This is a genomic window from Labrys sp. KB_33_2 (assembly GCF_052114505.1).
Classification (GTDB): Bacteria; Pseudomonadota; Alphaproteobacteria; order Rhizobiales; family Labraceae; genus Labrys.
In genome coordinates, this window is sequence record NZ_JBFREW010000025.1 from 52,450 (window position 1) to 70,287 (window position 17,838).

The window sequence follows — 17,838 nt, forward strand, 5'->3', positions numbered from 1 at the left end:
CGGGAAGTGAACCATGTCTAAGATCTGGCTGATCACGGGTGCCGGCCGCGGGCTGGGGCGTTCGATCCTCGAAGCGGCGCTGGCCGCAGGCAATAAGGTGGTGGCGACGGCGCGCGATCCGGAGCGCCTTGCCGATCTCAGGGAACGTTATGGCGACAGGTTGCTCAATCCAGCGCTCGACGTCACTAATCCGGCCCATGCCCATCGCGCCGTCATGGTCGCTGAAGCTGCCTATGGCGGCCTCGACGTGCTGGTCAACACGGCCGGCTACGCTCATCCGACGCCCCTCGCGCAGGCCGGCGACGAGGGTCTCGCTGCCCGAAGCGAGACCAATTTCCTCGGCACGGTCAATCTGATCCGGGCCGCCCTGCCGGTGATGCGCAACCAGCGGGCCGGCCATATCATCAATATCTCCTCCCTCGGCGGACGCGTCGCCACACCCGGCTTTACCGCGGCTCTGGCCCGAGACGTCGGGCCCTTCGGTATCAAGGTTACCGCCTTGCAGCCGGACGCCCCCGACGAGATTGCCTGGCTGGTGGTGGAGCTTTCCGGTCGCCAGGAGTCGCCGCGCCGCCTCATGCTCGGTGGCGGAGCGTTTCAGGCCTTCCGCCAGCCCGAAACCGGCCGGCGGAGCACGGCAGCCGAATGGGCCGCCTCGGCGCGCCGACCGGTTTCGCCCGCGCCCAATTCCCAGCTTTGCTGAGGGCTTGACAATCATGAGCACAACCAACGGGTCTTGGACCACGCGCGACGTGCCGCCCCAGCGGGGCCGGCGTGTGCTGATTACCGGCGCGACCGGCGGCCTCGGCTACGAGACGGCCCTGGCCTTGGCGCAGGCGGGCGCCGAGGTCCTGCTGACCGGCCGCAATCCGGCCAAGGGGCAGCAGGACCTCGCGCGTATCCGCGCTCGATGCCCCACCGCCATCATCCGTTACGCCGACCTCGACCTCGCGGATCTCGGTGCGGTTGCCGCCTTTGCCGATCGCCTGGACGATGAGCAGGAGGGGCTGGATCTCCTCGTCAACAATGCCGGCGTGATGACACCACCCGTCCGGCACGAGACCCGGGATGGTTTCGAGCTGCAATTCGGTACCAATTATCTCAGCCATTTCGCTCTTACGGGCCGGCTGTTGCCCCTGCTGCGCCGGGGCAGGGCCCCTCGCATCGTCAATCTCAGCAGTGGGGCACACCGACTGCTGGCGGATATCCACTTCGACGATCTGCAATGGCGTACAAGCTACAAACCCTGGCGGGCCTACGCCCAGTCCAAGCTCGCCATGATCCTCTTCGCCTTCGAGTTGCAGCGGCGTAGCGACGCCTTCGGCTGGGGCCTGATCAGCAATGCCGCCCACCCCGGCTATGCCGTCACGGATCTGCAGAGCAGCGGTCCGCGCCTCGGCCGTAACAGGCCCCATCCAATGGCGTGGCTGACCCGGCTGATGCAACCGCTGATGTCCCAAACTGCCGCCGAAGGCGCGCTGCCGACGCTGTTCGCGGCGACATCGCCCGAGGCCAGGCCATCAGGCTATTACGGCCCACAGAACATGTTCGAACTCAAGGGGCCGGTCGGGGACGCCAGGATCGGCGACAAGGCCCGCGACCCGACCCTAGCAGCCCGCCTCTGGACCATTTCCGAAGAACTGACAGGTGTGACATGGCCGAACCATCAGCCGAGCTTCGTTTGACCGATCCGGGCACGTCCTGTGCCGATTTCTCCCGTTTCTTCCGCGCCTGGGTGACGAACCCGCTGCGCGTGGCCGCCGTAGCCCCCTCCAGCGACGCGCTAGCCCGAGTGATGACCCGAGAGATCTCACCGGCACACGGTCCCGTGCTGGAACTCGGGCCCGGCACCGGCGTGTTCACCCGCGCCTTGCTGGCGCGCGGCGTCGCCGAAAGCGACCTGACGCTGATCGAGTTCGGCGCCGATTTCGCCCGCATGCTGGGAAACCGCTTTCCGCGGGCTCGAGTCGTATCGATGGACGCCGCTCATCTCGCCCAGCATGCGCTGTTCCTGGGCAGCCCCGTCGGCGCCGTGGTCAGCGGCCTGCCGCTGCTTTCGATGCCGCCGGACAAGGTGGCGGACATCGTATCAGGCGCCTTCCATTATCTGCGTCCGGACGGAGCCTTCTACCAGTTCACCTATGGGCCGCGCTGCCCCGTTCCCCGCGCCGTCCTCGCAGAGCTCGGCCTGCAGGCCGAGCGCATCGGCGGCGCCTTCTGGAACCTGCCGCCCGCCGCCGTCTACCGGATCACGAGGGCAAAGCGCTTTTGAACAAAATGCTGCAGAGGCGGAGTCTGAAGAGCTGAACCCTCAGGCGACGGCCGGCTGTCCGCCCGGGAACACCTGTGTTCCCGGGAATGCTTGTGATCCCGGGATTACCACCGTCTGCAGGCCGTCGGCGAAAGAGATACCAGCGGCCTTGAGAGCGGTCTCGATGCGCTTGAAGGCCTCGGCCCGAACATCGAACTGCTTGCCCGGTGCGGTCTGGAACTTGCAACGGAAGATCTTGATGCCGGGATCGATGCGATAGAGCTTGGCTTTCAGCGGCTCGCGTATCAGCGGGCCGATATCGGGATCGGCCTGCATGCCCTCGCCCACCTTCTTGATGATCTTGCGGACCTGTTCGGAATCCACGGCCACGGGCAATGGCAGGTTGAACTTCTCGATCACCCAGTCGCGGGAATTATTGCGCACCGTGCCGAGCGAGCCATAGGGCACGAAATGCAAGGGGCCGTTGTGGTGGCGCAGCGCCACGGTACGCAAGGTGATGCGCTCCACCGTGCCCTTGGTGCTCGAGCCACTCTCGATATATTCGCCGATGCGGAAGACGTCCTCGACCAGGTAGAAGATGCCGGCGATGATGTCGCGCACCAGCGCCTGGGCCCCGAAACCGACGGCGAGGCCGAGCACGCCGGCTCCGGCCAGCAGCGGCGTGATCTCGATGCCCAGGGTCCACAGGGCGGAGAGCACCAGAAGCACCAGCAGGACGATGGCGCTGGTCATGCGCAGCAGCGGCAGCAGGGTGCGCAGGCGCGCATTGGGGCCGGGCTCCGCATGGGGATCGAAAGGCCCGATGGCGCGCAGGCGCCGGTCGATCAATTCGCGGATGGCGACCCAGCCGACATTGATGACGAGCGCCAAGCCGGCGACACCGAGCAGATGCAGCACGAAGCGCATCAGCGGGCTGTCGCCCCCGGCCATGTTGCGCATCGGCGCATCCAGGGCGATGAGGGCGGCGCCGATGCCGAGCAGCACCACGACATAACGCGACATGGACAGCACGATGTTCGGGATGAGGCCGGCGCCGATCGTGCTGCCGTCGGGCGTCACCTCCTCGGGCCAGTAGAAGAACACCCAGCGCCGCAGCCACGCCTGCACCGCCGCGACGATGACCAGGATCGCCAACAGCGTCGCGAGTGGGCTGCCCGCCGCCAGCCAGACGCCGTAAATGCCGAGGATCAGCGCGGCCGCGAGGAAGCCATAGGGAAAGCGCGGCAGGCGGCCACTCGCCCTGGCGGCGGCCCGTCCCCGTCTCAGCCCCGTCAGAACGGCGACCAGCACGATGAGCGTGATCAGGGTGGCTGATATCACCCGGACGGCCGAGGCCGCGTGGGGCGCGCCAGCGACATATTCCAGGAGTTCGGGCAGGAGATGGCTGAGGGCGAGCAGGAAGGCCATGCCGACAAAGCTGGCCACGAAGCGCTGCGCATGGGCGGGATCGATGTCGCCGAGCCGCAATTGCGGATGGCCGGGCGCGGCGATGACGTCAGCCACGAGCCAGGCCAGGCGCACGAACACGATGAGCAGGATCGAGGCGATCACGAAGCCGTCGAAGCCGGCCGGCCAGTCGAAATAGGCGGCGGCGCCGACAATGGCCACCACGAACAGGACCAGGCCGAAAGCACGCAAGGCGAGACGCCGCATGGCGAGGCTGAATGCCTCCCGGCGGCTCGTGAGGGCGGCCGCCTCCAGCGCGATCACCGCCGGCGTGGCATAGGTCCAATAGAGCCATTCGGCCCCCGCCCCGACGATGACCAGGATGAGGCCATAGGTCAGAGTGACGATGCCGTTGCCGGTCGGCATCGCGGTGGAGACTTCCGAGACAAGGCGCGCGAACTCGCCGGGCGCCAGAGCCAGGCTGTTGGCGATGCCCGAGAGGCGATGCTTGGCGGCCTGCAGCAAAGTGGCCACGAAGGCCGAAAGCTGCCCCTGCTGGACCGTCTGGTCCTGGATCAGCGCGGCGGTGCCGAGGGTTTCCGCCTGCGCCCGCTGCAGGGCCAAGCCGGCGGCCGAAGCGCATGCCAGGAAGGCGACGATGCTGCGTTTGCTCATGGCACGGCCTGCGATGGCAAGGTCTGCGATATGGCTCCGCCGGCCGAAGCTGCCACCCAGCCGGCGGGATCGCGCGCAGCGGTGACGTCGGCATAGGCCGGGTGCAGGCGGCTGATCGAAACGGACTCGCCCAGCAATCGGGCCTGGCAGGCCAGGCGCTGGCCGGCGCCTGCCTTGATGCGCGCCAGCGTCGCCCGTTCGTCGGCACCGATCGGCGATAGATTGGCCGTCCCCTCGTCCACGGCGACCAGGCAGGTTCCGCACCGGCCCCGGCCGCCGCAGACATGGGCATGGGGAATGCCGCTGGACAGGCTGATCTCGAGCAGGGAAAGGCCGGGCCGCCCCTGGCCGAGAAGATCTCCGTCATAGTGCACGCTGACCACCTGCTGCCGATTCCCCAGCACGCGCCTCACCATCACGCCGCAGGCCAGCAACACCAGGGCGACATAGGCCAGCAGGGTCGTATTGCGGATGGCGCCGATCTCAGCCTCGGCATGACCGAAACGCGCCATACTGGCGGCGATCGCTGCCTGCCATTCGGGCTCGGCGGCAAGCCTGGCCATGGCATCCTTGCCGCCCTGTACGAAGCCGAGCAGGGCGGCCACGGGCAGGATGAAGAACAGCGGCGTCAGGATCAGGCCGAGGCGCCGCCAGATCGGCTTGAGCACCAGCCAGGTATAGAGCCCTACCGCGCCATGCACCCAGACCACCACCACGGCGAGCACCTGCAGCAGCGCATTGGCGGGCGCGAAATGCCAATAGGCTGCCAGCACCAGGCCGAAATCGGGTTTGAACCCGGCGTCGATCAGGCTGAACACCTGCGCGAACAGGATATGATTGATCAAAAGGGGGGTGGCGAACAGGCCCAGAACGATCTGCAGCCAGTCCGTGCGCGACAAAGCCAGGCTCCGTCGTCCGGCAATCGCCATGAGGCCGAGAACGCCATGCACCAGGGCCGCGGCCGACAGCAGCACCAGGCCCGGCATGGTGCGCCAGGGCAGTTGCAGAAACGGCTTGGCCTGTTCCATGGCCTCGATGGACATCAGGCCGAGGGCAGCGTTGACGAGATGCATCGTCACGAAGACGAGCAGCACCAGTCCGGCGAGGAGCCGCAGCCGACGCTGGAGCGAGCGCATACGCTGGGAAAGGGGAAGCGCCGACAAGGGACCCGCCTGCCGCTTGAGTTCATTGCCGCGATCATCCTACGAAATTCGTAAGATTCAATGATCCCGGTAGCGGACGAAGACGCTCGTGCTTCCAGGCGTCCCTACACGGTGCGCCGATAGAGGAAATAGCGCCCGGCCGGCACGTCGGCCGGCGGATCGAGATGCTGGAGCGCGGAATGCCGCAATGGCAGGCCGCTGGCGACGACGCCGCCGGGCTGCAGCAGGCCGGCGGCCAAAGGCGGCAGCCAGCGCATCGTCTCGGCGTCGACTTCGGCATAATTGGTTTCGATATCGGCATGCACCAGCGCCGCGCCAATGCCGGTGAAGCGGGCAGCGGTCTCGCGGATTTCGCCGAGCACGAGATCGTCCTCAGGCGGCACCGAGCTCTTATGCGCACCGAGGGCTCGGTCGAAGGCGATGATACGATGGCCTGACAGTCTCTCGCGCAGATGATCGAAGGTCCGCCCATTGCCGAGCCCAAGTTCGAGCACCGGGCCGGGCAGCCCGTCGATCAGGCCGCAGACATGGTCGAGCACGTCGCGCTGGGCGCTGACCCGGCGGATGAAACTGTCGAGGCGACTCACGACCCCTGCTCCGCCAGGGTCGGTGCCGACACCACGGCCGCGCCTTGTCCGGCCAGCACCGCGTCGAACTTGCCGGCGAGCGCCGCAATGCCGGCTTCGAAGGAGAAGGCTTCGCGCACCCGCCGATAAGCGCCGGCTCCCAGGCGATGGCGCAAGACGGGATCTTCGGCCAGGGAACGCAACCCTTCGGCGAGGGCTGCCGGATCGCTCGGCGGCACCAGCAGCCCTTCCTCGCCCTCGCGCACGAATTCCGGCACGCCGGCAAAACGCGTGGAGAGGATCGGCAGAGCCTGGGTCGCCGCCTCCATGATCACATTGGGCAGTCCGTCGCGGTCGCCGCCCTCGCCTTCCTTGCAGGGCAGCACGAACAGATCGGCCATGCGCAGGGCCTCGATCACATCGCTTTGCGCCAGCGCCCCCCGCCAGGTGATTCGGTTGGACAGGCCAAGGCTCTCGGCCTGGGCCTGCAGCGCCTTGCGCAGCTCGCCGCCGCCAATATGGGTGAGGCGCCAATGGAGGCTCGGAGGCAACCGCCCCAGTGCCGCGAGCAGATCGTCGAACCCCTTCTTGGCCACCGCGCGCCCGACCGTGACGATCTCCACCGGCGCCTCGGCGCTGCTGCCGTCGCGGGGTGGGCGCACGGCCGGCGGCAGCGGGAAGCGGCCGAGATCGAGCCCGTGATAGAGCAGGCTGACACGCTCGGGATCCCCAGCCGGCGCCAGTCTCTGCAAGGCCTCGACGCCACCACGCGTGCAGGTGACACCCCATAGGCTGTCGGCGATCTTTTCGCGCTTCTCCCAATCGGTGGTGGTCCAGATGTCCTTGGCATGCGCCGAGAAGCTGAAGGTCCGCCCGGTGAGCAAGGCGGCGTAGCGCGCCACCGAGGCCGGCGTGTGCAGGAAATGCACATGGATATGGCTGACAGCCGGATCAAGCTCGCGCGCCATCACCAGGGCCTGGCCGAGGCGGCGGCCCCGGCTCGCGCTGAAATCGCGCCTGAGATCGCGCGCGAACAGCCCCATCAGCTTGAAGAGCCTGGGACGCTTGAGGGCGCTGATCGCCCCCGCCAGCACCCGCAGCGGGGCCTGGTGCAGATATTCGGGCAGGTAGACCGGCCGGGCCTTGATCTGCCGGTTCAGCATGTGCACGGCCCCGTCCGTCGGCTGGCGCAGCGACCAGATCTCGAAGGCGAAGCCCGCCTGCTCCAGCGCCAGGACCTCCTGGGCGATGAAGGTCTCTGACAGGCGGGGATAGCCCTTGACGACGATGGCAATGGGAGTGCGGGTTGATGACATCAAGATCCGGTCACGGAAAAGCTTTGTTGGTAACTGCTCGCTTTAGCAGGGACTTTTCTCGAGCGCCCGGGAAATGGTCAGGTTCCAGCAACGCGCCCCAGCGGGACCGCGCCTGACCTGGCCTCGAACCAGGGTGTCGCCAATTGCTCGATGCGGTCGAGGCCATCAAGCAGATGGGGCAGGAATGCCTTGGACGGCAGGGGCTGGTCGGGCAGGTTGCGGATGGCCTGCGCCATCTCCAGCGGATCGCGGCGGGCGCCGGGATTGAGGTTGTTGCCGTCCAGCATGGAGACGAGCCCGAGGCGGGTGGCGTGCTCGGCGCGGATCGTCTGCTCGCGCCGGGGCGTGGTGCGCGGCACGATCAATGCCCGTTTGTCGAGCGAGAGGATCTCGCAGAAGGTGTTGTAGCCGCCCATCGAGACGATGCCCTGGGCCTTCACCATCAGATGCTCGATCTTGGCGTCGAAGGTGATGGCATCGACGTTGGGCAGGCGGGCGATGCGTTCCATGAAGGGGCCACGGCGGTCGCGGGCGACGAACGGCCCGAACACCAGCAGAGCGGGGGTCGGAATGCCGGGATCGCGCTCATAGGCCGACAGCACCCAGTCGACCAGTTCATGCCCGTCGCCGCCACCGCCGGTGGTGACCAGCACGAAGGGGCCCTTGGTCAGCTTGGGATAGCGGATCAATTGCGGCTGAGGCGGCAGTTCGCGGCGCAGGAAACCGGTATAGACGATGCGCCGACGGACATGCTCGGGCAGGTCAAGCCCGGCCAGCGGTTCGTAGATCTCGCGCAGGCCGTAGACCCAGACGTCGTCGTAATAGCGCGCCAGCGCATCGACGGCGCCCTTGCGCTCCCATTCCGGCGCCAGCACCGAAGGGTCGTCCATCACGTCGCGCACACCGAGTACGATACGGGCCCCGGCCCGGTGCAGTTCCTCGAGCGCCGGCAGCAATTCGCCGCGGAAACCGGTCGGCTCCTTGTCGACGATCACCAGGTCCGGCTTCAATGCGCGGGCTGTCTGCAGGATGATACCCTCGCGCATCGCCACCGCTTCGTCGAGCGACAGGTTGAGGCTGAGGGTGGTGTAGTTGCCATCGGCATGCTTGACCACGCCAGGCACGCGTACATAGTCGACCCCGTCGCCGAATTCGAAGCTGCCGATCACCGGGGAGCCGGAGATGATGACGATCGAGGCGTCGGGGTGGCGTTCGACCAGGCGGTTGGCGATGGCGCGCGAGCGCCTGAGATGGCCAAGGCCAAAAGTATCATGGCTGTAGATCATCACGCGCGGGCCGCCGGAGCTGCGTTGCGCGCGACGGGATATTCCCGGCCCGGGCTGATGCAACATGACGACTAGCCCCCCGAGCCTTTGCTGGATGCTCTACGCATTAATACCCAATTCGATCCTGATCGACGCCGTATAGCGGCTCGCGCCAAACAGCGCGGCCAGCCAAGCAGCACCGCCACCATCCGATACCACTTCGGGTTCATCATAAACATACCGCGTCGCAGCGACAACGGGCAGATGGCGGCATTCTCAGTGCAATGAACGCCCGCCTGCACCTGCCAACCCTGGCAGCCACGATACGCAAATACGAACGCTAAACATGGTTATGTAACAAGCTTTTGTCAGCTAACATGGCAGCCTCGTTGACGGATGCCCTGCAAGCTCCTACTTCCACGACACTGGAAAACAGGTGTCACCCGTTGGACCCTAGCCTCTTTCGATATGTCTGGCGGCACTCGCGCGGCGAGCAGATCTTCCTGCTGCTGGTGATTCTTGTGTCCCTGCCCTTCTATTGGATATCGCTGGAAGTCCCCAAGCACATCGTCAACCAGGCGATTCAGAACGGCGCCTTCGAAGGCGGCAACAAGACGGCGCGCCTGTTCGAGATGTCGCTCTCGCTGCCCGATTTTCTCGGCGGCGCCACCTGGCGGATCTTCGACGGCCTCGAGCTCACGCGGATACCTTTCCTGTTCGCGCTCAGCCTGTGGTTCCTGGTGCTGGTGCTGATCAACGGCGCCTTCAAATATGTCATCAACATCCGCAAGGGCATATTGGGCGAGCGCATGCTCAGGCGCCTGCGCTTCGATCTGTTCTCGATCCTGATGCGCTTCCGGCCCGAGGACATCGCTCCCCTGAAGCCGGCCGAGGTGGCCGGGATGATCAAGGACGAAGTCGACCCGATCGGCGGCTTCATCGGCGATGCCTTCATCCAGCCGATCTTCCTGATCACACAGGCCGGCACCGCTTTGCTCTTCATCCTGATGCAGAGCCCGAGCCTGGGCCTGGCCGCCCTCGTCGTGGTGCTGGCCCAGGCGATCATCATCCCGATCCTGCGGCGCGAGCAGATCCGCCTCGGCCGCGAACGCCAGCTGGCGTCGCGCCAACTCGCGGGGCGAATCGGCGAGGCGATCGAGACGGCCCCCGCCCTCCACACCTTCGGCGCCACCCGCTATGTCGAGGCTGAGATCGGCGACCGGCTGGGCGGCCTCTACACGATCCGCGCCAACCTGTTCCGTCGCAAATTCGCGGTCAAGTTCCTCAACAACCTCCTGGCCCAGCTCACGCCCTTCATCTTCTACGCCGTGGGCGGCTACTTTGCCGTGATCGGCACGGTGAGCATCGGCTCCCTCATTGCCGTGATCAATGCCTACAAGGATCTTCCCGCGCCGATCAACGACCTCATCACCTGGGACCAGCAGCGCCAGGACGTGCAGGTGAAATATGAGCAGGTCGCCGCCCAGTTCTCGCCCGAGCGCCTGCTGCCGCCGGCCAATGGCAAGACCGCGGCGATTCCCCCCGCCGACACGCCGATCCAGCTTACCTCGGTCAGCGTGCAGGATGCCCGTGGCGTCTCGCTGCTCGACCGTCTCTCCCTAACGCTGGAAAGGCCTGGTCACATCGCCCTGGTCGGGCCGGCCGGCTCCGGCCGGGACATCATGGCCCGCATCGTCGGCCGCCAGTTCCTGGCCTATCAGGGCAGCGTGAAGATCGGCGAAACCGAAATTTCAGCGTTCTCCGACCTCGAACTCAGCCAGATCCTGTCCTTCGTCGGCCCGGATGCCCTGCTCTCACCCGGCTCCATCCGCGACAACATCCTGTTCGCCGCCCAGCGCCGGCCGCCCGCCCTCGGCGACATCTCGGTGCTCGTGTCCGACAACGTGCAATACAAGACCTTCCTCGAAGCACGCCGGTCCGGCAATCCGCTGATCTCAGCCGATGCCGACTGGACGGACTACCAGGCGCTGGGCGTAGCCGGGCCGCAGGAGGTCGACGACGCGATTCGCAGGGCGCTCGACGCCGCCGGAGCCTTCGCGGACATCAACCGCTTCGGCGTGCGCGGCCGCTTCGACGACAGCCATAGCGACGCTTTCCTCGAGCGATTCGTGCGGGCACGCCAGGTCGTGCGCGAGCGCCTCGCGAGCAAGGGCATGTCCCATCTGGTCGATCCCTTCGACCCCCAGCTCTACAACGCCGGCGCCTCTGTCGGCGAAAACCTGCTCTTCGGCGTGCCCAAGGGCAAGAAGCTGCATATGGACACCCTGCAGCGCAATAATTTCATGCGCTCCATCCTCGAGGCCGAGGCCCTGCTCGAACCCCTGATCGATTTCGGCCTGCGCGTGGCGGAGATGGCCGTGGAGACTTTCGCCGGCCTGCCGCCCGAACATCCCGTGTTCGAGCGCTATTCGGCGATTCGCCCCGAGGACCTGCCGCGCTTCCAGGAGATCGTGGATTCCGTGCACGCACGCGGCACCACGAGGGCGCTCTCGTCCTCGGCGCGCACGCGGTTGCTCGGCGCTGGCCTTGCCTATATCGAGCCGCGCCATCGCCTGGGTCTGGTCACCGAGGCTTTCATGGCGCGCGTGCTGCGCGCTCGCCACAGCTTCCGTACCCACCTACCCTCCCACTACAGCGGTGAGATCGAGTTCTACGATCCCGCCAGCTACATGCGCGCCGCCCCGGTGGGAGACAACATCCTGTTCGGGCGCATCAGCTATGGCATCGCCAATGCTCCCGAGCGCGTCTACGCGCTGGCGCGCGCCGTCGTCGAGGAACTCGGCCTCGACAAGGACATCTTCGCCCTCGGACTGAATTTCGAAGTCGGCAAGAATGGCTGGCAGTTGCAGCCGGCGCAGCGCGCCCGCATCGCCATCGCCCGGGCCCTGGTCGCCAATCCCCAGATTCTGGTGATGGAGAACGCGCTTTTGGCCTTTTCCAGCACGGAAGCCGAGGAGCTTCTCCATAGCGTGCGCAGCGCCATGCAGGGGCGCACCTTGATTGCAACCCTGCCGAGCAGCGGCCAGGCAGAGGGATTCGACCGGATCATCGAGTTCGAGGGATCAAGAATCGTCACTCGCGATATTGTTACTCTTGCGCAGAGTGCCTAAATGATGCTTGGATTGCAGCTGGATTTTGCCTCGATTGCTCAACGAGGGGTTGTTTGGGTTGAGCGGGGAGAGGGACCTTGGATCTCGATCTGGAAGTCAAGACCATCAGGAACGCGGCGATCTTCACGGGTATAGATCCGTGCAAGATGCGGCTGCTTGCCTGCATGAGCGAGCAGTTGACCTTCGAGAAGGGCGACTATCTCTTCAAGGTGGGAGAGATTCCTGACGCTGCCTATGTCATCCTCAAGGGCGAAGTCGAAGTTCTTGCCCAGAACGGCGAGAGCCTCATCACTGTCGGCACCGAAGGCCCGGGCAGCATGATCGGCGAAGTCGCGGTGCTTTGCGACGCACGCCGTTTCACCTCAGCGCGGGCTCATACCGAGATTTCGGTCATGCGCATCAACAAGGACTGCCTGCTGCGCATGATGCAGGACAATCCGCAATTCTCGATGTCGATCGCCAAGGAACTGGCGCGCCGCGTCATGCAGATCGCCACGCAGGACGCCCACGTCCTAACGCATTGAAGCGCCTGACGCATTGAGGCGCCTGACGGGTGGGCTTCAACCAGCCGCTGCAGCTTTGCGGCGGCCACATCTTGCTTGGCGAATTTACCTACAATTACTTGCATTGTGAAGGCTTGGCAGGCAGGACTCGGGGGCAGATGGCGCCATGCCATTGCCCGGAGCGAGGTGCGTTTCAAACGCAGTTTCGTTCCGATTCCGTTTCGACGCGTCTTTGCGATTCCGGATGACTCCATCGGATCGAGGGACGCCTAAGGAACCGCCATGTCCCTTGCGCTCGATCGCCTTCGTGCCGAAACCCCCGGTGTCGCCAATCGCATCCATCTCAACAATGCTGGCGCAGCCCTGATGCCGGCGCCAGTGGTCGATGCGATGACCTCCTATCTCAGGCGCGAAGCCGAGATCGGCGGTTATGAGGCCGCCGAAGAATCGGCAGCCCGTCTCGACACTGTCTATGACAGCCTGGCCCGCCTCGTCGGCGGCGCCCGCGACGAGATCGCCTTGACGGAGAATGCCACCGTCGCCTGGCAGATGGCGTTCTATGCTCTCCCTTTCCGGCCCGGCGACCGCATTCTCACCACCACGGCCGAGTATGGCGCCAACTACATCGCCTTCCTGCAGGTCGCCAAGCGAACCGGTGCGGTGATCGAGGTCATTCCCGACGATGCCGACGGCGTGCTCGACCCCGCCGCGCTCGAGGCCATGATCGACGACAGGGTCCGCCTGATCGCCATCAACTGGATCCCGACCAATGGTGGACTGGTCAACCCGGCCGCCGCCGTGGGCGCCGTGGCCCGGCGCCATGGCATTGCCTATCTTCTCGATGCCTGCCAGGCGGTCGGACAGATGCCTGTCGACGTCGAGGCGCTCGGCTGCGACATGCTGTCCGCGACCGGCCGCAAATTCCTGCGCGGGCCGCGCGGCACCGGCTTCCTCTATGTGCGCCGCAAGCTCTGCCTCACGCTCGAGCCGCCCATGATCGATCATTTCGGCGCAACCTGGGTCGACAAGGATCATTATCGCTTGCGCGACGATGCCAGGCGCTTCGAGAGTTGGGAGAACAATTACGCTGCGCGGCTCGGGCTGGGCGTCGCCACCGATTACGCCCTCGCCGTCGGCATCGAGGCGATTCGCGAACGCTGCCTGGCGCTGTCACAGCGGCTGCGGGAGGGCTTGCGGTCGCTCCCGCGCCTGCGCATCTTCGATCTCGGCCCGCACCCGGCGGCCATCGTCACCTTCGCGGTCGATGGCCTAGAGGCGGAGGAGGTCCGCCGCCGCGCGACCGAAGCCGGCATCAATCTCAGCATATCCAGGCCGGGCAGCACTCTGCTCGATGCGCTCGCCCGCCATCTGCCGATATTGGTGCGTGCCTCCCCGCACTATTACAACAGCGAGGAAGAGATCGACGCCCTGCTCGCGCTGCTGCAGAAAATGCACTAGTGGCAGGCTGGCGCCCAAGCATTCAAGCCTGAATGCTCGAGGACGTCACCGCGGATCGCAAACACGCTCCAGCCGATCCGTTGGATTGGCTCGGAAACAAAGAGCTAGAGTAAAATCGCGTTTTCGCTAAAACGAGCTTTGCCTCAGTGACGCAGGGGCCACCCCTTTGACCGACTGCCGCATCCCGGCACTCATCTTCACGAGTTCGACCGCATGAGCGACACCGAGAGCGCACCCGGGCAAATCGAATGGCGATTGCCGCGGGAGCGCGAGTTGCGGCTTTGGGCCGGGGTCGTGCTGTTCGCCTTCGTGACTACCCACCTGCTCAACCACGCCCTCGGCGTGTTCGGCGTAGCGACCATGGAGGCCGTGCAGCGCTGGCGCATCTGGGCCTGGCAGTCCTATGGCGGCACCGCGCTCCTCTACGGAGCGTTGTTGACCCATGCCACGCTCGCGCTCAAGCGGCTGACCACGCGGCGCATCTCGCGCATGCCGCTCGAGGAGTTGGTGCAGATCGCCCTCGGCCTGGCCATTCCCTATTTCCTGATCTCCCATGTGCTGGGCACGCGTGTCACCTCGCTCTATGGCTACAGTGAAAGCTATGGCGAGGTGCTGGCGCGAATCTGGCAGGGCGGACCGGTCAAGCAGATCCTGCTGCTGCTCTGCGCCTGGACCCATGGCTGCATCGGCATCGGCCAGGTGTTGCGCAGCCGCTCCTTCTATGCGCGCTGGCGCGACCTGCTGATCCTGGGCATGGGCATGCTGCCCACGCTGGCGCTGGCGGGCTTCTTCTCCGCCAGCCGAGAGCTCGAGGCCGCCGGCCGCACGCCTTCACCGATCGCCGCCGATCACACCATGGCCTTGCTCGTTGCCGGACAATGGCTGCTGCTCGGCCTTGCCGCCGTGATCGCCTTTGTTGCCTTCGTGATGATTCTCCGGGTCGTACTGCGGCTGCGTTCCGGCACGGTCGCCATCCGCTATGTCGGCCATGGTACCTTCAAGATCCCGCGCGGCACCACCGTGCTCGAAGCCAGCCGCGCCAATGCCATCCCCCACCCCGCCCAATGCGGCGGACGCGGGCGCTGCTCGACCTGCCGGGTGGCGGTCACCTCCGACGCAAGTGCCCTGCCGGCTCCGAGCAAGGCCGAGCGCACCATGCTGGAGCGCATCTCGGCACCCGCCAATGTGCGCCTCGCCTGTCAGCTTCGCCCCGACCACGACATCTCCGTGCAGATCCTGCTGCCGATCGTGCCGACAGGCATGCGCGGGCGCAGCGGCGATGATCTCTATCGCTGGGGCGCCGAACGCGAGATCACCGCGCTCTTCGTCGACATCCGCGCCTTCAATGCGATGACGAGGCTGCAGATTCCCTACGACATCGTGCTGTTGATGAACCGCTTCGTGCAGGAAATGACCCAGGCCGCCGAAGCCCATGGCGGCCGCGTCGATGCCTTTGCGGCCGACGGGCTGATCGCGGTCTTCGGCCTTGGCGACGAGCCCTCCCGCGGCGCAGCCGATGCCATCCGGGCGGCCAGGGGCATGCTCAAGAGCGTGGAAGGCCTCAACACCGAATTCGGAGCCGCGCTCTCGATCCCGCTGCGGGTGGGCATCGGCATCCATTCCGGCCCTGCCATCATCGCCCGTGTCGGCGACAGCGAACGCGGCATGCGCCTGGTCGCGCTCGGCGACACCGTCACCATTGCCGGCCGGCTGGAAGCCGCCACCAAGGATTATTTGACCGACTGCCTGATTTCCGAGGAAGCGATGCAGCGCTCCGGCATGTCGCTGCGCCGCCAGAATGGCAAGCATCTGCATATCGTCGGCCGGGACAAGCCGATCACGCTCTATACGCTGGATGAAACGCCCGTACCGGCGGAGTGAGACGCAAAGATCCTGCAACGCCCCATTCCGGCGGGCCGCACCGTGCCGGCCCTCGGCGCAGGCCTTCCCGAATTGCCGCGGGAAGCGGCGCATCGAGCGGAGCGGGCTTGGACGGCGCTGCCGATGGCGAGGATCCAGTACGGCTCTGAAGGGTGCTTTCCCGGCATCCGGCACGGCGCGTCATGCCGGGACCACCATCACTCGAATTTGAGCGCCGCCTGTCGCACTTCTGCCAAATCTGCGCTACACACGGGCTCAAGCCACCGGCCTTGACCCGGTGTGCCGGATGGAGAAGACCGTGCTTGATCTGACTGCGATTGGAACCAAGTCCGCCGCCCCCAAGCTGCTGCACCGCATGCGCGACAAGGTGACGGACCAGATCCAGAAATCGCCTCTGGCGCGCAAGGCGTTCACCTACGCTGCCAGCCATATTCCGCTCAGCTATTTCAAGAAATTGCCGACGATCATCGTCGTCGACGTCACCAATTCGTGCAATTTGCGCTGCCCCGTCTGCCCGGTCACTTTCGCCATGACGCGGCCGCGCGGCCTGATGAAGATGGAAATCTTCCGGCAGATCGTCGACGATTTCGTCGACGAGAAGGAAAAGCCGGCGATGTATTTCAACTTCTCCGGCGAGCCGACCATGAACAAGGCGCTGCCCGAGATGATCGCCTACGCCAACGAGCGCGGGCACGATACCTTCGTCTCGACCAACGCCACCAAGCTCTCCTCCGAGTTGATCGAGAAGATGCTCCAGGCCGGGCTTGGCCGCATCAACCTGTGCATTGACGGCTTCGACGCCGAGGCGCAGGAATCCTATCGCGTCGGCTCGAAATTCGAGCAGGTGAAAGCCAATATCGAGAACTTCCTCGCCATCAAGCAGCGCCTCGGCATCACCAAGACGGTGACCGTGCTGCAGACGCTGCTGACCTCCTATTCGGAAAAGCAGATCGACGCGATGGTGGAGTGGGCCGACAATATCGGCTTCGACCAGGTGCGCTTCAAGACCTTCAGCCTGGGTTCCTATACCGACGACGACCAGCAGACGAAATACGGCCACCTCGTGCCGAAGAACCACGATCTGCAGCGCCACCAGAACGAGAAGATCAGCCTGCTCTGCGACGTGCCGCTCTATCAGACCGTAGTGTTCTGGGAAGGCGATCTCGGCCTGTGCTGCATCGACTATGACCGCATGATCAAGCTGCCCAATGTCGACAAGGTCGGCTTCAAGCAGGCCTATCTGTCGGACGAAGCCGCCAAGGCTCGGCGCCACGGTTACACCAAGCAGTTCGATATCTGCCAGAGCTGCTCCTATTCCAACGCCGACAATATGGGCTTCAAGATCAAGCTCAATAAATTGCGCCGGCAGAAGGCCGCCGAGCTGCAGAGCAAAGCGGCGTGAACGCCCGGTTGCGTACCGTTGCCGGCACGCGTTTTAGCGTCGCCGACGACAAGGACGGCTTCTGGGACAAGGCCGAGAGCGGCACCTGGGAACCGGAAACACTGGCGAGTGTGCACGCGCTCGCCGGCCCTGATACGCTGCTCATCGATATCGGCGGCTGGATCGGACCGATCACCCTGACAGCCGCTGCGCTCGGGGCCGATGTCCTCGCCTTCGAGCCCGACCCGCGCGCCTTCGAGCTCATCAGCGCCAATGTCGCCGCCAATCCGACGCTGTCATCGCGCATCCGCCTCCACAATGCCGCGGTGTCGCCGACGCCGGGGCGCGTCAGGCTAGGGTCGCCCAGGAAACCCGGCGACAGCATGGGTAGCATCCTGGCCGCAGACAGCGGCGTCGCGCTGTGGGAGGCGGAGGCCATTCTACCTGCCGACATCGCGGCCATGGCGGGGGATGCCGAGCGCATCGTCCTCAAAATGGATGTGGAAGGGGCCGAATATCAGCTCTTGCCGTACCTCGCGCCTCTCCTCGGCCCGCGCACCGTCGCGGCCCTGATCGCTTTCCATCCACGCCTGCTCGCCAAGGCCGGCCGTTCGCCGGTGCAGATCGAGGCTCTGACGGCGACGGCCCAGTCGGCACTCGCAGCCTATGAGCTGCGCAGCCTGGATTGCGAGGACATGCCCATATCGCGACAGGCGAATTCCACCGTCCTGCTGACGCGAAAGTAGCAGATTGCCGTTACGGGGCCATTGACCGCCCCTTCGCCCTGTGTCGTGAATTGTCCGTCCTTCGGTCAGGCAAGCGAGGCCCTGCGCCTGCCCGT

At 65.6% G+C, this 17,838-nt stretch carries 14 protein-coding genes; 9 read left to right on the forward strand and 5 right to left on the reverse strand.

Going from position 1 to position 17,838, the window contains the following annotated elements; translation table 11 throughout:
- Positions 1-13: 13 nt before the first annotated feature.
- The 3 genes from AB4037_RS31480 to AB4037_RS31490 are packed head-to-tail and all read left to right on the forward strand — an operon-like array spanning position 14 to position 2,272.
- A complete protein-coding gene (locus AB4037_RS31480) occupies positions 14-703 on the forward strand; it encodes an SDR family NAD(P)-dependent oxidoreductase (protein ID WP_434959089.1) in 690 nt (229 codons plus the stop codon).
- Between the two features lie 13 nt (positions 704-716).
- Positions 717-1,685: an SDR family oxidoreductase gene (locus AB4037_RS31485; RefSeq protein WP_441774220.1), complete on the forward strand. Its 969-nt coding sequence runs from the start codon at positions 717-719 to the stop codon at positions 1,683-1,685.
- Positions 1,655-2,272, forward strand: a complete 618-nt coding sequence (locus tag AB4037_RS31490; protein WP_441774221.1) for a class I SAM-dependent methyltransferase — start codon at positions 1,655-1,657, stop codon at positions 2,270-2,272. Before AB4037_RS31485 ends, AB4037_RS31490 begins: the two co-directional genes overlap by 31 nt.
- 39 nt (positions 2,273-2,311) lie before the next feature.
- On the opposite strand, the gene AB4037_RS31495 is transcribed toward AB4037_RS31490, so the two are convergent.
- The 5 genes from AB4037_RS31495 to AB4037_RS31515 all read right to left on the reverse strand — a co-directional run bounded on the left by AB4037_RS31495 (position 2,312) and on the right by AB4037_RS31515 (position 8,730).
- The gene (locus tag AB4037_RS31495) at positions 2,312-4,333 is read right to left on the reverse strand and encodes a mechanosensitive ion channel domain-containing protein (protein WP_441774222.1); all 2,022 of its coding nucleotides are present in this window, start codon (positions 4,331-4,333) and stop codon (positions 2,312-2,314) included.
- Positions 4,330-5,496 (reverse strand): 2Fe-2S iron-sulfur cluster-binding protein, encoded by a 1,167-nt coding sequence (locus AB4037_RS31500; RefSeq protein WP_441774223.1) that lies wholly within the window; start codon positions 5,494-5,496, stop codon positions 4,330-4,332. Before AB4037_RS31500 ends, AB4037_RS31495 begins: the two co-directional genes overlap by 4 nt.
- A 104-nt stretch (positions 5,497-5,600) precedes the next feature.
- Positions 5,601-6,083, reverse strand: a complete 483-nt coding sequence (locus AB4037_RS31505; RefSeq protein WP_441774224.1) for a class I SAM-dependent methyltransferase — start codon at positions 6,081-6,083, stop codon at positions 5,601-5,603.
- On the reverse strand, positions 6,080-7,378 hold the full coding sequence (locus AB4037_RS31510; protein ID WP_441774225.1) for a glycosyltransferase family 4 protein: 1,299 nt from the start codon (positions 7,376-7,378) through the stop codon (positions 6,080-6,082). Before AB4037_RS31510 ends, AB4037_RS31505 begins: the two co-directional genes overlap by 4 nt.
- Before the next feature lie 77 nt (positions 7,379-7,455).
- The gene (locus AB4037_RS31515) at positions 7,456-8,730 is read right to left on the reverse strand and encodes a glycosyltransferase family protein (RefSeq protein ID WP_441774226.1); all 1,275 of its coding nucleotides are present in this window, start codon (positions 8,728-8,730) and stop codon (positions 7,456-7,458) included.
- 359 nt (positions 8,731-9,089) lie between these two features.
- Between AB4037_RS31515 and AB4037_RS31520 the strand changes: the two genes are divergently transcribed.
- The 6 genes from AB4037_RS31520 (at position 9,090) to AB4037_RS31545 (ending at position 17,743) form a co-directional block, all read left to right on the forward strand.
- Entirely contained in the window at positions 9,090-11,774 is a 2,685-nt protein-coding gene (locus AB4037_RS31520; protein WP_441774227.1) for an ABC transporter transmembrane domain-containing protein, read from the forward strand.
- Positions 11,775-11,851: 77 nt separating this feature from the next.
- Positions 11,852-12,298 (forward strand): cyclic nucleotide-binding domain-containing protein, encoded by a 447-nt coding sequence (locus AB4037_RS31525; protein WP_434959080.1) that lies wholly within the window; start codon positions 11,852-11,854, stop codon positions 12,296-12,298.
- A gap of 261 nt (positions 12,299-12,559) precedes the next feature.
- Positions 12,560-13,735, forward strand: coding sequence for an aminotransferase class V-fold PLP-dependent enzyme (locus AB4037_RS31530; RefSeq protein ID WP_441774228.1), 1,176 nt, complete (start codon positions 12,560-12,562; stop codon positions 13,733-13,735).
- A 213-nt stretch (positions 13,736-13,948) separates the two neighbouring features.
- Entirely contained in the window at positions 13,949-15,616 is a 1,668-nt protein-coding gene (locus AB4037_RS31535) for an adenylate/guanylate cyclase domain-containing protein (RefSeq protein WP_441774229.1), read from the forward strand.
- A 298-nt stretch (positions 15,617-15,914) separates the two neighbouring features.
- Positions 15,915-17,018, forward strand: a complete 1,104-nt coding sequence (locus AB4037_RS31540) for a radical SAM protein (RefSeq protein ID WP_434959077.1) — start codon at positions 15,915-15,917, stop codon at positions 17,016-17,018.
- The gene (locus AB4037_RS31545; protein ID WP_434959076.1) at positions 17,015-17,743 is read left to right on the forward strand and encodes an FkbM family methyltransferase; all 729 of its coding nucleotides are present in this window, start codon (positions 17,015-17,017) and stop codon (positions 17,741-17,743) included. The genes AB4037_RS31540 and AB4037_RS31545 overlap by 4 nt, the downstream gene beginning before the upstream one ends.
- The last annotated feature ends 95 nt before the right edge of the window (positions 17,744-17,838 follow it).

Coding starts and splice junctions, on each gene's coding strand:
- AB4037_RS31495 (WP_441774222.1), bottom strand. CDS start 4,333: ATGAGCAAACGCAGCATCGTCGCCTTCCTGGCATGCGCTTCGGCCGCC.
- AB4037_RS31515 (WP_441774226.1), bottom strand. CDS start 8,730: ATGTTGCATCAGCCCGGGCCGGGAATATCCCGTCGCGCGCAACGCAGC.
- AB4037_RS31535 (WP_441774229.1), top strand. CDS start 13,949: ATGAGCGACACCGAGAGCGCACCCGGGCAAATCGAATGGCGATTGCCG.
- AB4037_RS31490 (WP_441774221.1), top strand. CDS start 1,655: ATGGCCGAACCATCAGCCGAGCTTCGTTTGACCGATCCGGGCACGTCC.
- AB4037_RS31530 (WP_441774228.1), top strand. CDS start 12,560: ATGTCCCTTGCGCTCGATCGCCTTCGTGCCGAAACCCCCGGTGTCGCC.
- AB4037_RS31510 (WP_441774225.1), bottom strand. CDS start 7,378: ATGTCATCAACCCGCACTCCCATTGCCATCGTCGTCAAGGGCTATCCC.
- AB4037_RS31480 (WP_434959089.1), top strand. CDS start 14: ATGTCTAAGATCTGGCTGATCACGGGTGCCGGCCGCGGGCTGGGGCGT.
- AB4037_RS31485 (WP_441774220.1), top strand. CDS start 717: ATGAGCACAACCAACGGGTCTTGGACCACGCGCGACGTGCCGCCCCAG.